Here is a 15,057-nt window from a genome sequence, read left to right on the forward strand (position 1 = left end):
TGTCACCACTGGTCAATCGGTCCGCCGGAGGCTCGGCCGCCGACAAGGGAGAAGGGGACTGACATTCGTTACTTCTTGACAATACATGTCAGACTGTAACGCATGGTGGAGACACAGCAGCACACCGTAGTCGGCTCGGCCCGCCCGGCCGACACCGCTGTCAGCGAGTCCGCGGCGAGTATGGTCTGGGATGCCTGGGGTATTCCTGCTGGACACAAACCACTCTCGGCGCGGATCCGGGGCCTTCTGACGCAGGTGTTCGGGGTGTCGGGCGACCCGGTGGCGCGGCGCGATGAGGGCGACGTGCCACTGCGCGAATCGGCGCTCACTCCTGCGCAGCGAGCCGGGTTGGTGGAGGTGGTCGGCGCTGACAACCTGTCGGCCGAGCACCGCGACCGGTTGCTGCACGCGGGTGGCAAGAGCACGCCGGATCTGTTGCGCCGCCGCGTCGAGGGTCCGCAGGACGCGCCCGACGCGGTCGTCTTTCCCGCCGATCACGACCAGGTGCTCGCCGTCCTCGCCTACTGTGCCGAGAACGCCGTCGCCGTTGTTCCGTTCGGCGGCGGCACCAGCGTCGTCGGCGGCCTCGATCCCGTGCGCGGCCGCTTCGACGCCGTGATCGCGCTGGATCTGCGCAGGCTCGACACCATCACCCGGATCGATCCGGTCAGCGGCACCGCGACCCTCGGCGCGGGACTCACCGGTCCGCGCACGGAGGAATTACTCGGCGCGCACGGCTTTTCGCTCGGCCACTTCCCGCAGAGCTTCGAATTCGCCAGTATCGGCGGTTTCGCTGCGACGCGGTCCTCCGGCCAGGCGTCAGCGGGTTACGGCCGCTTCGACGACATGGTGCAGCGGCTGAAGATCGCCACGCCCAGCGGCACCCTCGAACTCGGCCGCGCCCCTGCCTCGGCCGCGGGACCGGATCTGCGCGAGCTGTTCGTCGGCTCCGAGGGGACGCTCGGCGTGATCACCGAGGTCACGCTTCGGGTGCATCCCGTGCCGGAAGCCGTTGCTTACCAAGCATGGTCGTTTCCGGACTTCGAAACCGGCGCCGCGGCACTGCGCTCGGTCGTGCAGGCCGGCGCGGCACCCACCGTCCTTCGACTGTCCGACGAGGTGGAGACCGGAATCAACCTGGCCCGCTCCGGCGACATCGGCGGCAACCCGATAGCGGGCTGTCTGGCCATCACCACCGTTGAAGGGAGCGCGGCGCACGTCGCGGCACGCAGCGCCGAGGCGAACGCCTTGCTCACCGCGGCGGGCGGCACCGCGCTCGGGCAGACGCCCGCCGAGGAGTGGGAGCATGGACGTTTCGCCGCGCCGTACCTGCGCGACGCGCTGCTGGACGTGGGCGTGCTGTGCGAAACACTCGAGACCGCGACCACCTGGTCGAACGTGATGGCGCTGAAGGCGAAAGTGACCGGCGCGCTGACCGACGCGCTCGGTGGGCAAGGTACGCCGCCGCTGGTTATGTGCCACATCTCGCACACCTACCCGACCGGCGCGTCGCTGTACTTCACCGTCATCGCCAAGCAGTTGGACGATCCGATCGCCCAGTGGCAAGTCGCCAAGCGGGCAGTCGGTGACGCCATCGTGGCGGCGGGCGGCACCATCACCCACCACCACGCGGTCGGTACCGACCACCGGCCGTGGCTACCGGACGAGGTCGGCGACCTGGGTGTGCGCGTCTTGCGCGCGGTGAAGGCCGAAGTCGACCCCGCGGGCATCTTGAATCCCGGGAAGTTGTTCCCGTGACCGGGAGGAGTTCACTCGTGCGGGCAGTCACCATGGTGACCAATCCGCAGTCCGGGCTCGGCAAGGGCAGCGAAATGGCGAGCGCCGCGATCGCCCGGCTCCGTGCGCGTGGCGCCGAGGTCACCGAGGTGTGTGCCCCGACGCCCGCCGAATCGGTTCGGCAGGTGCGAGATTCGATCGCGGGTCCGGGGCAGAAGCCCGACGCGGTGGTCTGTATCGGTGGGGACGGTCTGATCAACGTGATCCTCGCGGCGGTCGCCGAGACCGGCGTCCCGCTCGGTATGGTTCCCGCGGGCACCGGCAACGATCTGGCCAGGGAACTCGGTGTGCCGACGGACGACCCGATCGCCGCGGCCGATCTCGTGCTCGACGGACGGACCAGGACTATCGACCTCGGCCGCATCGAGTTTCCCGGGCCCGGCGCGACGCCGATGTGGTTCGCGACGGTGACCGGCACCGGCTTCGACGCACGGGTCACCCTGCGCGCCAACCACATGTACTGGCCGAGGGGGCGGCTGCGCTACACGGTCGCGGCGCTGGCCGAGGTCTCCGGCCGCTTCACCGTGCCCTACCGCGTCGAGCTGATCGGTGCGGTCACCGAGGGGCTGACCAACCCGGGTGTGGGTTCCCTGCTGGAGACCGAGGCGGTCATGGTCGCGGTCGGCAACACCCGCACCTACGGCGGTGGCATGCTGATCTGCCCGGATGCGGTGCTGGACGACGGACTGCTCGACCTGACCGTGGTCGGCGCGCTGTCCAGGGTGGAAATGCTGCGCCTGCTTCCCGCTCTGTCCGCGGGCAAGCGCCGGAATCATCCGGAGGTCAAGCAGTTCCGGGCCGCGGCGGTCACGCTCACCGCGCCGGGCGCGCCCGCGACCGCGGACGGCGAGCCCGCCGGCACCTTGCCCATCACCATCCGGGCGGTGCCCGGGGCGCTGACCGTGTTGGTGCCTTGATCACGGGGCGGGCCTGCACGTCCGCGATCGTGTCACGGATCGAACCGGCGTTGCCGCCGTAGGCCGGTGCGGCCGGAGTCCGGTGAAGCCGAGACCGCGCGGCCGCCGCGCACCACCACCGATCCTGGCTCGAAGTGGACGGCTGGAACGGTCCAGCAATCGGTTTGTTCCGTCGCCACTTCGAGACCGCAGAACGTGCACACCAGATTCGGGCCGTGCGTGCCTGCTGGTCGGCAGCACCCGGACCGCCGGACATAGTCGGCGTGCGGTTCGACACCGCGGATGTCGCTCGGGTTCACGATGATAGTGCCGCGGGTCGCGGCAGCACGGATATCCGACGGCCCGAAAGGTTCGGGGTCGACGGCGAACGTGCCGGGCCGCATGAGCGGACAGTAGCCGTATGTCGAGGAAGGATCCCGGATGGCCCGGCAGGGAACTGAAACCTGGCGGAGATTCGGAGTCAGACGGCGACCGCAGTGGGCACAGGCGAATACGGTCATCGCTGCCACCCGGAATTTCGTGACGCAGGCACTTCGGCCTGCGAGCGGCTCATCTGCCCGGGCGGAAACCGCCCTTTCCACGATTGATCATGGTCCGATTCTAAGCACGGTCAGGCCACGAATTTCACGCGGCGCATCCGGTTGACGGTCGCGCGGTCGACGATGACGACCGAGCGTGACCCGTCTGTCGGCCGGCGTCGCTCGATCGTGATCGTCCGCATCAGCCGCCGCCAGCGTCGGACATGCAGCGTGAAGGCCACTCCGTTGACCCGACGCCCGCGGGCGTACTGACCGGCCCGCGCCACGGTCGGGGGCACGTCGAGCATGATCAGGTGTAGGTCCCGGCCATAGAGCGCCGCCCAGTGTGCGATCAGCACGCGCGTCCAGCGGAAGGTGGCGCAGTCGTGGATCACGACCGGGCCTGTGGTGTCACGCAATGCGGCATGTATCGCTAGGAAGTGCACGGTGTGGACCACCGGGCGCCACAGCGGATAAGGCAACCACCACAGCCTGCGTCGCAAGCTGATGCGCGCCTGGTGCGAGTCGAGCACGATCGCACCGTCCGGGCCGTGCCGCGGCGTCTCGATGTTCGAGGTGGCGCCGAAGAACCTGCGCAGTGTGGTGCTTTTGCCCGCGCCCGGGACGCCGGCGACGACCAGCGCCGCCGAGTTCGGGTACCGCAGCTCCTCGATCAGGCCGCCGCGCAGATCGTGGACGGAGTCCGGAGCAAGGGTGGATACCAGCGGTTCAGGGGCGTGTATCGGCGGGGCTTCGAGCGAGGGCTTCACCCCGTCCAGCGTCCCGAGTCGAGATTCCTTGGGCAACAGGGAAAACCCTGAAATTTCACTGAGATTCAGCGGAGCGGGAGCGCCTGGAGTATCCACCTTTCCAGGGTCCCCAGTTTTGCGCTATCCGGCAATATCGGGCCTTTCGGACATATTTTGGCTCACGGGCGTTTTCGGCCTGCCGAGCGTGCGCGAAGATGCATACGTTCACCCTGGCTGCCGAAAAGGCTCAGGATTTCCACGGTGCCCCGCCCGGCGCTGCCGAACCAATGTGGTTGACGGGTATCGAATTCCGCGGCCTCGCCGGGGCCGAGGATCAGGTCATGCGCGCCGAGGACCATCCGAAGCCGCCCGGATAGGACGTAGAGCCACTCGAAGCCCTCGTGCACCTTCGGGTCGGGTTCGGTGCGGTCGGCCGGGATGATCATCTTGAACGCCTGCAGTGGCCCTGGTTGTCTGGTGAGCGGAACGACGGTGAGCCCGTTCATCTTGCGCGCCGTGGTGTGCACCCTCGGGTCGGCGATCTTCGGCGCGGCAACCAGTTCGTCCAGCGGCACCTGGTGTGCCATGGCGATCGGTAGCAGCAACTCCAGGCTGGCCTTGCGTTGGCCGGATTCCAGTCGGGACAGCGTGCTCTTGGAGATTCCGGTGGTCTCCGCAAGCGCCGTGAGCGTGACATCGCGGCGGGTGCGCAGCGCTTTGAGTCGTGGGCCGATGTCGGCGAGTGCCTGGGCGACGGTGGGTTGGGTGGACATGTCTCCAGTGCACCTCGAATTCCCGGAATCGGCAACATTTGTTGCCGCTTCGGCGAGGCGGCGGGGAGGCTGTCGGCGGAGGTGATCGCCGATGAGCGAGAGATATGACGTGGTAATCGTGGGTGGCGGCGCGGCGGGACTGTCCGCGGCGCTGGTGCTTGCCAGGGCGCGACGACGGGTCGCGGTGGTCCGTGGCGGCGCGCCGCGCAACGCGCCCGCCGAGCACACGCACGGGTTCCTGTCCCGCGACGGGATGCCACCCGCGGACCTGCTGTCCGCGGGTGCGGCCGAGGTGGCGGGCTACGGCGCCGAGCTGATCGATGACGTCGTCACCGGTGCGGGGCAAGGGTCGGCGCACGACGGATACACAATCCGGCTGGGCGGTGGCGGGGCGCTGCAGGCCCGCCACGTGCTCGTCGCGACGGGACTGCGCGATGAACTGCCGGACCTTCCTGGTGTGCGCGAACGATGGGGCGTCGACGTGCTGCACTGCCCGTACTGTCACGGCTACGAGGTCCGTGACCAGCCGATCGGAGTACTGGGCGGGAGGGAGCCCGGCGCGCTCGCCCGCGCGGTACACCTGGCGCTGCTGCTCCCGCAGTGGTCGCACGACGTGGTCTTCTTCCCGCACACGATGGCCCTGTCCGACACCGATCGTGCCCACCTGGACGCGCGCGGGGTGCGCGTGCTCGAGGGCGAGGTCGCGCGGTTCGTCGTCGACGGCGGGCTGCGCGGCGTGGAACTGACCGATGGGCGGGCGGTGCCGCGGACGGTGATGTTCGTGGCGCCGACCTTCCACGCCAACGACGACGTGCTGGTCGCCATGGGCTGCGCACTCGACGACACAGGGTGGGTGGTCACCGATCCGTCCGGGCGCACCAGCGTCCCCGGCGTGTGGGCCGCGGGCAATGTGAGCAACCCGGCGGCTCAGGTGATTTCCGCGGCGGGCGCCGGTTCGACCGCCGCGATCGCGATCAACGGTGACCTGGTGCTGGCGGACACCGCCGCGCTCTCGGCAGTTCGATGAGGGAACCCCGGGGGATAGAAGTACCGGAAACTGAGAATTGGTTATGGATTACGGGGCCGCCTCCGGAACGCCGGTAAGGTGTCAGTCATAGGCGGAGTATTCGGTGTCCCTCATCCACCGAAGGCTCCGCCTTTCTTTGTCTCCAGCTCGGGAAGTCGCACGTCGATCGGCAAAAGGAACCCTCGCCGACGCTCACCGATAAAACGCTTCGACCAATGCGGAAGGCGTCGGCGCCCGCTTCGAACGACGCCGCGACCAACGTCCCCTCGCGCACGCACAGCCCGAACGGACGACGCCCGAGCAGAGCGGGATCGACCGACCTGAAGTGCGCGGATCGACGCGCTTTAGAATCGCGGGGTGACCAGCGCAGCCCCTGACAATACGCGTAATCGTGCCGATGCCCTCCCCAAGAGCTGGACCCCCAGCGAGGTGGAGGCCGAGCTGTACGAGCGCTGGGTAGCCGCTGGCTATTTCACCGCCGACACCTCCAGCGGCAAACCCGCGTACTCGATCGTGCTGCCACCGCCCAACGTCACCGGCACGCTGCATATGGGTCACGCGCTCGACCACACCCTGATGGACACCCTCTCGCGCCGCAAGCGCATGCAGGGCTACGAGGTGCTCTGGCTGCCCGGCATGGACCACGCGGGCATCGCCACCCAGTCCGTGGTGGAGAAGCAGCTCGCGGTGGACGGCAAGACGAAGGAAGACTTCGGCCGCGAACTGTTCATCGACAAGGTGTGGGACTGGAAGCGCGAGTCCGGCGGCGCCATCCAGTGGCAGATGCGCGCGCTCGGTGACGGCGTCGACTGGAGTCGCGACCGCTTCACCATGGATGAGGGCCTTTCGCGCGCCGTGCAGACCATCTTCAAGCGGCTCTACGACGCGGGCCTGATCTACCGCGCGGAGCGGCTGGTGAACTGGTCGCCGGAACTGCGCACCGCCATCTCCGATATCGAGGTCAGGTACGAGGACGTCGAAGGCGAGCTGGTCTCGCTGCGCTACGGCTCGCTCGGCGACGACGAGCCGCACGTGATCGTGGCCACCACCCGGGTGGAGACCATGCTCGGCGACACCGCGGTGGCCGTGCATCCGGAGGATCCACGCTATCGGGCGTTGATCGGCACCACCCTGGAACACCCGATCACCGGGCGGCGGATCCCGATCGTCGCCGACGACTATGTCGATCCCGAATTCGGCTCGGGCGCGGTGAAGATCACACCGGCGCACGACCCCAACGACTTCGAAATCGGCCTGCGCCACGGTCTGCCGATGCCGACCATCATGGACGAGCGCGGCCGGATCACCGGCACCGGAACCGAGTTCGACGGTATGGACCGGTTCGAGGCGCGCGACAAGGTACGCGAGCGGCTCGCGAAAGAAGGCAGGGTCGTCGCCGAGAAGCGTCCGTACGTGCACAGCGTCGGGCATTCCGAACGCAGTGGCGAGCCGATCGAGCCCCGCCTGTCCATGCAGTGGTGGGTGAAGGTGGAATCGCTGGCCAAGGCCGCCGGCGACGCGGTGCGTGGCGGCGACACCGTGATCCACCCGAAAAGTCAGGAGCCGCGCTGGTTCGCGTGGGTCGACGACATGCATGATTGGTGCATCTCGCGCCAGCTGTGGTGGGGTCACCGTATCCCGATCTGGTACGGCCCCGAGGGCGAAGTGGTGTGCGTCGGCCCCGACGAGCGGGCACCCGAGGGCTGGGTTCAGGACCCGGACGTGCTCGACACCTGGTTCTCCTCCGGTTTGTGGCCGTTCTCCACGATGGGTTGGCCGGACGCCACCGACGAACTCGAGAAGTTCTATCCCACCAGCGTTCTCGTCACCGGCTACGACATCCTGTTCTTCTGGGTGGCGCGGATGATGATGTTCGGCACCTACGTCGCCGACGACGCCGTGCTGACGGCGGGCAAGGCCGGCGCACGCCAAGTGCCGTTCAAGGACGTGTTCCTACACGGTCTGATCCGCGACCAGTTCGGCAAGAAGATGTCCAAGTCGCGCGGCAACGGCATCGACCCGCTGGACTGGATCAACGCCTACGGCGCCGACGCCCTGCGCTTCACTCTCGCGCGGGGCGCGCAGCCGGGCGGCGACCTGTCGGTCGGCGAGCCGCACGCGCTCGCCGCGCGCAGCTTCGTGACCAAGCTGTTCAACGCCACCAAGTTCGCGCTGATGAACGGTGCGCGGGTCGGCGACCTACCGGACCGCGCGCAGCTCACCGACGCCGATCGCTGGATCCTCGATCGGCTGGAAGAGGTTCGCGCCGAAGTGGATTCGGCGTTCGATGGCTACGAGTTCGGCAAGGCGTGCGAGGCGCTGTACCACTTCGCGTGGGACGAACTGTGCGACTGGTACCTGGAGTTGGCCAAGGTGCAGTTCGCCGCCGACGGCGCGCGCGCCGAGGCCACCCAGCTGGTGCTCGGCGCCGTGCTCGACGCGATTCTTCGTCTGCTGCACCCGGTCATCCCGTTCGTCACCGAGGCGCTCTGGCAGGCGCTGACCGGCGGCGAGTCCGTGGTGGTCGCGCCGTGGCCGAAGACCTCCGGCGTTCCCGCTGATCAGACTGCCGCCCAACGCATTTCGGACACACAACGGTTGATCACCGAGATCAGGAGGTTCCGCAGCGATCAGGGCCTCGGCGACAAGCAGAAGGTGTCGGCCAAGCTGATCGGTGTGGACGGCGCGGACCTGAGCGCCCTGGAGGCGTCGGTGGCAAACCTGGCCAGGCTCACCGAGCCGGGTCCGGATTTCGCCGCCACCGCGTCGCTGGAGGTGCGGCTCAGCGGGGCTACGGTGACTGTGGAGCTGGATACCTCTGGCACGGTCGACCTGGACGCCGAACGACGCCGCCTGGAGAAGGACCTTGCCGCCGCGCAGAAGGAACTCCAGGGCACCGCCGCAAAACTCGGCAATGAGGCTTTTTTGGCGAAGGCGCCCGAGCAGGTCGTCGACAAGATCAAGAGCAGGCAGCAGGTCGCCGCCGACGAAGTGGCGCGCATCGGTGCCCGCCTCACCGAGCTGAGCGGCAAATGAACAGCGAGCCGGAGCCGCAGTACGGCGACGACGAGCGCCGTGGCGATGGCGCGCGCCTGAACTCGGGTCCCTCGCCGGTGGAACTGGCCGAGATGGCGCTGGTCGAGGCGGAACTCGACCAGCGCTGGCCGGAGACCAAGATCGAGCCGTCGCTGACCAGGATCGCTACGCTGATGGACCTGCTCGGCTCGCCGCAGCAGAGCTATCCGGCGATCCACGTCGCGGGCACCAATGGCAAGACTTCGGTGACCAGGATGATCGACGCGCTGCTCACCGCGCTCCACCGGCGAACCGGCCGGATCACCAGCCCGCACCTGCAGCTGGCCACGGAGCGGATCAGCATCGACAACTCGCCGATCTCGCCGGCCGAATACGTGCAGACCTACCGCGAACTGCTGCCCTATGTCGAGATGATCGACAAGCAGTCGGCCGCCGCGGATGGGCCGGCCATGAGCAAATTCGAGGTGCTCACCGGCATGGCATTCGCGGCCTTCGCCGAGGCGCCGGTCGATGTCGCGGTCGTGGAGACCGGCATGGGGGGCACCTGGGACGCCACCAACGTCGTCGACGGACAGGTGGCGGTGATCACCCCGATCGGCCTGGACCACACCGACTACCTCGGCCCCGACCTGGCGTCCATCGCAGGGGAGAAGGCCGGGATCATCAAGCGCGCGCCGGAAGGCTTGATCCCGCGCGACAACGTCGCGGTGATCGCGGAGCAGGAGCCGGAGGCGATGGAGGTCCTGCTGCGGCGCGCCGTCGAGGTGGACGCCGCGGTGGCGCGCGAGGGCGCGGAGTTCCGCGTGCTCGCCAGGCAGATCGCTGTGGGCGGGCAGCAGCTCGAATTGCAGGGCCTCGGCGGCGTGTACGGCGAGATCTTCCTTCCGCTGCACGGGGAGCACCAGGCACACAACGCAGTGCTCGCGCTCGCCGCGGTGGAAGCGTTCTTCGGCGCCGGTGCCCAGCGGCAGCTCGACGTCGACGCGATTCGCGCGGGTTTCGCGAGCGTGACCAGCCCAGGCAGGCTGGAGCGAATCCGCAACGCGCCGTCCATCTTCATCGACGCCGCGCACAACCCGGCGGGTGCGCGTGCGCTTGCCGCGACGCTCACCGCCGAGTTCGACTTCCGCAAGCTGGTGGGGGTGGTCGCGGTGCTCGGCGACAAGGACGCCGACGGCATTCTCACGGCGTTGGAACCGGTATTCGACGAGATCGTCGTCACCAGCAACGGCTCGCGTCGCGCGATGGATGTGGAGACGCTGGCCGATCTCGCGGTACAGCGGTTCGGCGACGAACGGGTGGTCCCCGCGGCGACCCTGCCCGATGCGCTGGAGACCGCGATCGCGCTGGCCGAGGAGAGCGGCGAGCAGGACGAAATGGTGTCCGGTGCGGGTGTTGTCGTGACCGGCTCGGTGGTGACGGCAGGCGTGACGCGGGCGCTGTTCGGAAAGGACCCGGCATGAGTGAGCGCAGCGAGCGATCGATGGGTGCCGCCGAGCATCGCTCGGTCATGATGGAGCCGAGCGTCAGCGAGGCGCAGGCATGAGTGAGCCCGCCGACCAGGGTGAGCGGCCGGTGCCGCCGCCCGCGACCGATCCGTGGAGGGGCTTGCGCGGGGTGATGGCGGGCACGCTGGTGCTCGAAGCGATCGTGGTGCTGCTCGCGCTGCCGGTGGTCGCCGACGTCGGCGGCGGGGTGACCTGGCTGTCGGGCACCTACCTTGTGGCGCTCGCGGCGGTGATGTTCCTGGGCGCCGGGATGCAGCGACGCTCCTTGGCGTTGCCGTTCAACCTGGGCCTGCAGGTCTTCGTCCTGCTCGGGACGTTCATCCACGTGTCGATCGGCGTCATCGGTGTGGTGTTCGCCGTGGTGTGGGGCTTCATCCTGGTGCTGCGTGCCGACGTGCGGAGTCGAATGGAGAAGGGTCTGCTGCCGAGCCAGCGCATCTCTCGCTCGTAGTCCCGCTCACCAGGCCCGGTTCCATGTCGATTCGGTGATCCGTCGGGCTGCGGGCATGGTGTGGTTGTCTCACGGTCGGTGGATTCGCTGACCGCTGGTTCGGTTCCCGGACGGGCGCCCGTTAGGCTGTGCGCCGTGACTGAGCAGACGTTGGTACTCATCAAGCCGGATGGTGTGGCCCGTGGCCTTGTCGGCGAGGTGCTGGCACGGATCGAGCGCAAGGGGCTGAAGATCGTCGCCCTCGAGCTGAAGCACGTGTCCGAGGAGCTGGCCAAGGGCCACTACGCCGAGCATGCCGAGAAGCCGTTCTTCGGTTCCTTGATCGAGTTCATCACCTCGGGTCCGGTCGTCGCGGCCATCCTGGAGGGCCCGCGCGCCATCGCCGCGTTCCGGCAGATCGCCGGCGGCACCGACCCGGTCGAGAAGGCGGTGCCCGGCAGTATTCGCGGAGACTTCGCTGTGGAAACCCAGGAGAACCTGGTGCACGGGTCTGATTCGCCGGACTCGGCCAAGCGTGAGATCACCCTCTGGTTTCCCGAGCTTCCGGCCTGATCACAATTCTTGATCGCGGGTTGTTGCGGCCGGGAGCAGCGCGAACGCGCTGCGGGCGGGGCGGAGCCGAGCGCCGATGGCGAACGCCCGGCGCCCGGTGTGGGATACTGACATCGGCTGTACTCGACGCCGACTGTTCGCGCAGGTGCGCGCACGCGAGGTGACGATCGCAGCCGGATGACACCACGGTTCGATGCCGATCATCGCTGCCATGGACAAACAGCCCGTTGCTGGGGCTCGCTGTTCGCGTCGGCACGCTGGATGAGCGCTCGATCCGCGGAGTTCAACCACACAGCCAGGCGCCGCGTGACCAGTTAGCCCGAACGATGAACGATATAGGTGATAACCGGGCACGCGGGGCGAGACCACTTGACCTCGCGCCACTGGGCGTGAGTCGAACAGACAGTGCCCCCGCGCCGGCCGCGTCACTCCCACCAGGGAGGGACGCGCCCGGGGGCCCGAGGAGACTTTCGTGGCCGATCAAGAGCCGCTGGAAACAACATCACAGGATGCCGAACAATTGCCGGAGCGAATCCGAGTTCACGCACTAGCCAAGCTGCTGGGGGTGACGAGCAAACGCATCCTGGCGAAACTGACCGAGCTGGGGGCGGAGGCCCGCAGCGCGCAATCGAATGTCGACCGTGCCGTCGCCGAGTCGGTGCGCGAGGCCCTGGTTCCGGTGGAGGGAGGACCTCCGGCCGAGCCGCCCGGGCAGGCGGACTCCGCTGTGCGGGCGAGCGACACCGAACCAGCGCCCGACATCCCTGAGCACCCCGCGCGGCAACCGCGGGCCGAGGCGCCTTTCGCCGGTCCCGGCGTCGTCTTCTCCGCGCCGGACGCGCCCATCCACGGGCAGCGGCCGGAGGCAGCGAGCGGTCCGGCGCATCAGCCTTCGACGCAACTGTTCACCCACCCGGTGCGGCAGGAGCCGGAGCCCGTCGCCCCCGTGGTGTTCGAGTCCACCGCCGTCGTGCAGGCGCCGCTGTTCCTTTCGCCGGACGCCGCGGCCGTCGAGCAGGCGCGCAGGCAGCGCCGCGCGGAACGCGAGGTCCGCCGGGTCGAGCCGACCCCGGAGCCCATCGAGGACGAGACCGAGGTCGCCGAGGACGACCATGAGGTGTCGGAGCAGCAGGATGACGGTGAGGGCCAGCCGCGCCGCAGGCGTCGTGGCCGTCGTGGCCGTGGCCGCGGGCGCGGTGAGCAGTCCTCCGATACCGACGGCGACGAGACCGACTCCGATGCCGAGGACGAGCCGACCGCCGAGCAGGCCGAATCCGAGGATTCCGCCGAGACCGCCGACTCCGAGGACGAGGACGGCGTGCCGGAGGGCGCGAGTCGTCGTCGTCGCCGCCGTCGCCGTCGCAAGGTGGCGGGTGAGTCCGGCGAGAACGAGCCTTCCGAGGACGATCCGCCGAACACCGTCGTGCACGAGCGCGAGCCGCGCAACAAGAGCCGCGGCCGCGTCGCCGTCGACGAGGTCCAGGGCATCACCGGTTCGACCCGGCTGGAAGCCAAACGTCAGCGCCGCCGCGACGGCCGCGAGGCAGGCCGCCGCCGCCCGCCGATCCTGACCGAATCGGAGTTCCTGGCCCGCCGCGAGGCAGTGGACCGGGTCATGGTCGTGCGCGAGAAGTCCTTCTCGGATCACCCGACCGCCACACAGGTCGCGGTGCTCGAGGACGACATCCTCGTCGAGCACTTCGTCACCAGCACCGGCTCCGCGTCCATGGTCGGCAACGTCTACCTGGGCAAGGTGCAGAATGTGCTGCCCAGCATGGAGGCGGCGTTCGTCGACATCGGCCGCGGCCGCAACGGCGTGCTCTACGCCGGTGAGGTGAACTGGGAGGCCGCCAAGCTCGGCGGCAAGGAGCGCAAGATCGAGCAGGCGCTCAGGCCGGGCGACCAGGTGTTGGTGCAGGTCAGCAAAGACCCGGTCGGCCACAAGGGAGCCCGTCTCACCACCCAGATCAGCCTGGCCGGCCGCTTCCTGGTGTACGTGCCGGGTGGCACCTCCACTGGTATCAGCCGCAAGCTGCCCGATACCGAGCGCAAGCGGCTCAAGGACATCTTGCGCGACATCGTGCCCGCCGACGCCGGTGTGATCATCCGCACCGCGTCCGAGGGCGTCAGCGAGGCCGAGCTGTCCCGCGACGTGGAACGGCTGCAGGCGACCTGGCGCACGATCGACAAGCAGGCGAGCAAGGACGGCGGCTCGCCGAAGACGCTCTACGAGGAGCCCGACCTGCTGGTCAAGGTCATCCGCGACCTGTTCAACGAGGACTTCTCCAGGCTGGTCATCGAGGGTGACCGGGCGTGGAGCACGGTGGAGAAGTACATCGGCACCGTCGCGCCGGACCTGCTCGCGCGAGTCTCTCGGCATGAGAACAACGGCGTGGACGTGTTCGAGACCTACCGGATCGACGAACAGCTGGCCAAGGCGCTCGATCGCAAGGTGTGGCTGCCCTCCGGCGGCACCCTCGTGATCGACCGCACCGAGGCCATGACGGTGATCGACGTGAACACCGGCAAGTTCACCGGCTCCGGCGGCAGCAACCTGGAGGAGACGGTCACCAGGAACAACCTGGAGGCTGCCGAGGAGATCGTGCGCCAAATGCGGCTGCGCGACATCGGAGGCATGATCGTCGTCGACTTCATCGACATGGTGCTCGAGTCCAACCGGGACCTGGTGCTGCGCCGCCTGACCGAGGCACTCGGCCGCGACCGCACCCGCCATCAGGTCTCCGAGGTCACCTCGCTCGGTCTGGTGCAGATGACCCGCAAGAAGCTGGGCACCGGCCTGGTCGAGGCGTTCTCCACCACCTGCGAGCACTGCCACGGCCGCGGCCTCCTCGTGCACGCGTACCCGGTGGAGCCCGGCTCCGGCGACGAGAACGCGGGGCGAACCCGCGAGAGCGGTTCGCGCAGGCGCCGTGGCAGGGACAAGGGTGCGGCGAGTGCCGCGCAGGCTCCGGCCCTGAACGGTGCCGCCCCCGTGCCGGAGAACACCGAGGAGGATGCCGCCGTCAAGCGGGCGCACCCGGTCGCGCTGGCGATGGCCGCGCAGCACACCGAGGACGCGGAGCCGGAGGAGTCGCCGAAGCAGACCTATGAGCCGGTCGACGCGGCGCAGTCGGTGGTCGCCGAGCCCGCCGTGAGCGAGGCCATGCAGGTGGTCGAGGCCGTGGCTGACCAGCCCGATACGGCTGCCGAAGGTGACGCCCTCGCCGAGACCGAGCCCGCCGTGAGCGAGGTCGCGGGGACGGTCCATGCCGCGGTGGCGGTGCCCGCCGAAGAACCGGAGACCGAACCCGCCGAAGTCGTCGAGGTCATCGAAGAGATCGAGCCCGCGCCGGCCCCGAAGTCGTCCGCCGCATCCGCGGTGAACGGGGCGTCGGAAGCGGCGTCCCGTCCGGGCCGTCGCCGCCGGGTTGCTCGTTCGGCTGCCGCGCCCGCCGCGGACAGCTCCGGCGCGGTGTTCGTGCTGCCCACCGGGGAGCAGGCGCCCGCGCCCGCTATCGACTACTCCGAGCCGGAGCCGGCCGAGTTGCCGCAGCGCAGGAGGCCGCGCAGGCGGGCGGTCGGCCGCGCGGCGGGAGCGCCTGACGCGTCGCAGTAAGTCGTCGTGCACGTCCACGTGGCCCCGTCGGTGTGATCGACGGGGCCACGTGCCTGCCACGACAGCGAATCCACAGCGTCGACAGGGCGGGCATCAGGACGCCGGTTTGGTTG

At 68.9% G+C, this 15,057-nt stretch carries 11 protein-coding genes; 8 read left to right on the forward strand and 3 right to left on the reverse strand.

Features of this window, described 5'->3' with window-relative positions; translation table 11 throughout:
* Nucleotides 1-180 precede the first annotated feature (180 nt).
* Together OH799_RS31890 and OH799_RS31895 are read left to right on the forward strand one after the other, a co-directional pair.
* Complete coding sequence (locus OH799_RS31890; protein ID WP_406282773.1) at nt 181-1,758, forward strand: FAD-binding oxidoreductase; 1,578 nt, start codon at nt 181-183, stop codon at nt 1,756-1,758.
* 32 nt (nt 1,759-1,790) lie between these two features.
* Nucleotides 1,791-2,714 (forward strand): YegS/Rv2252/BmrU family lipid kinase, encoded by a 924-nt coding sequence (locus OH799_RS31895; RefSeq protein WP_406282776.1) that lies wholly within the window; start codon nt 1,791-1,793, stop codon nt 2,712-2,714.
* A gap of 32 nt (nt 2,715-2,746) precedes the next feature.
* On the opposite strand, the gene OH799_RS31900 is transcribed toward OH799_RS31895, so the two are convergent.
* The 3 genes from OH799_RS31900 to OH799_RS31910 form a co-directional block, all read right to left on the reverse strand.
* Nucleotides 2,747-3,097, reverse strand: coding sequence for a hypothetical protein (locus tag OH799_RS31900; RefSeq protein WP_406271946.1), 351 nt, complete (start codon nt 3,095-3,097; stop codon nt 2,747-2,749).
* Between the two features lie 227 nt (nt 3,098-3,324).
* Entirely contained in the window at nt 3,325-4,038 is a 714-nt protein-coding gene (locus OH799_RS31905) for an AAA family ATPase (RefSeq protein ID WP_406271949.1), read from the reverse strand.
* A gap of 122 nt (nt 4,039-4,160) precedes the next feature.
* On the reverse strand, nt 4,161-4,754 hold the full coding sequence (locus tag OH799_RS31910) for a helix-turn-helix domain-containing protein (protein ID WP_406271952.1): 594 nt from the start codon (nt 4,752-4,754) through the stop codon (nt 4,161-4,163).
* 91 nt (nt 4,755-4,845) lie between these two features.
* On the opposite strand from OH799_RS31910, the gene OH799_RS31915 reads away from it, so the two are divergent.
* The 6 genes from OH799_RS31915 to OH799_RS31940 all read left to right on the forward strand — a co-directional run bounded on the left by OH799_RS31915 (nt 4,846) and on the right by OH799_RS31940 (nt 14,944).
* Nucleotides 4,846-5,781, forward strand: coding sequence for an NAD(P)/FAD-dependent oxidoreductase (locus OH799_RS31915; RefSeq protein WP_406271955.1), 936 nt, complete (start codon nt 4,846-4,848; stop codon nt 5,779-5,781).
* Nucleotides 5,782-6,138: 357 nt separating this feature from the next.
* A complete protein-coding gene (locus OH799_RS31920) occupies nt 6,139-8,817 on the forward strand; it encodes a valine--tRNA ligase (protein ID WP_406271958.1) in 2,679 nt (892 codons plus the stop codon).
* Entirely contained in the window at nt 8,814-10,280 is a 1,467-nt protein-coding gene (gene folC / locus OH799_RS31925; protein ID WP_408976399.1) for a bifunctional tetrahydrofolate synthase/dihydrofolate synthase, read from the forward strand. Before OH799_RS31920 ends, folC begins: the two co-directional genes overlap by 4 nt.
* Before the next feature lie 79 nt (nt 10,281-10,359).
* Nucleotides 10,360-10,776, forward strand: a complete 417-nt coding sequence (locus tag OH799_RS31930; RefSeq protein ID WP_406271961.1) for a DUF4233 domain-containing protein — start codon at nt 10,360-10,362, stop codon at nt 10,774-10,776.
* Nucleotides 10,777-10,911: 135 nt separating this feature from the next.
* Complete coding sequence (gene ndk, locus OH799_RS31935) at nt 10,912-11,328, forward strand: nucleoside-diphosphate kinase (protein ID WP_357266347.1); 417 nt, start codon at nt 10,912-10,914, stop codon at nt 11,326-11,328.
* Between the two features lie 472 nt (nt 11,329-11,800).
* A complete protein-coding gene (locus OH799_RS31940; RefSeq protein ID WP_406271964.1) occupies nt 11,801-14,944 on the forward strand; it encodes a translation initiation factor IF-2 N-terminal domain-containing protein in 3,144 nt (1,047 codons plus the stop codon).
* Nucleotides 14,945-15,057: the final 113 nt, after the last annotated feature.

It is taken from the genome of Nocardia sp. NBC_00881 (assembly GCF_045207455.1).
Taxonomy (GTDB): Bacteria; Actinomycetota; Actinomycetes; order Mycobacteriales; family Mycobacteriaceae; genus Nocardia.

What these genes read in the sequence shown, in the direction of transcription:
- OH799_RS31890 (WP_406282773.1), top strand. Translation starts at nt 181, where the DNA reads ATGGTCTGGGATGCCTGGGGTATTCCTGCTGGACACAAACCACTCTCG.
- OH799_RS31895 (WP_406282776.1), top strand. Translation starts at nt 1,791, where the DNA reads ATGGTGACCAATCCGCAGTCCGGGCTCGGCAAGGGCAGCGAAATGGCG.
- OH799_RS31900 (WP_406271946.1), bottom strand. Translation starts at nt 3,097, where the DNA reads ATGCGGCCCGGCACGTTCGCCGTCGACCCCGAACCTTTCGGGCCGTCG.
- OH799_RS31910 (WP_406271952.1), bottom strand. Translation starts at nt 4,754, where the DNA reads ATGTCCACCCAACCCACCGTCGCCCAGGCACTCGCCGACATCGGCCCA.
- OH799_RS31915 (WP_406271955.1), top strand. Translation starts at nt 4,846, where the DNA reads ATGAGCGAGAGATATGACGTGGTAATCGTGGGTGGCGGCGCGGCGGGA.
- folC (WP_408976399.1), top strand. Translation starts at nt 8,814, where the DNA reads ATGAACAGCGAGCCGGAGCCGCAGTACGGCGACGACGAGCGCCGTGGC.
- OH799_RS31930 (WP_406271961.1), top strand. Translation starts at nt 10,360, where the DNA reads ATGAGTGAGCCCGCCGACCAGGGTGAGCGGCCGGTGCCGCCGCCCGCG.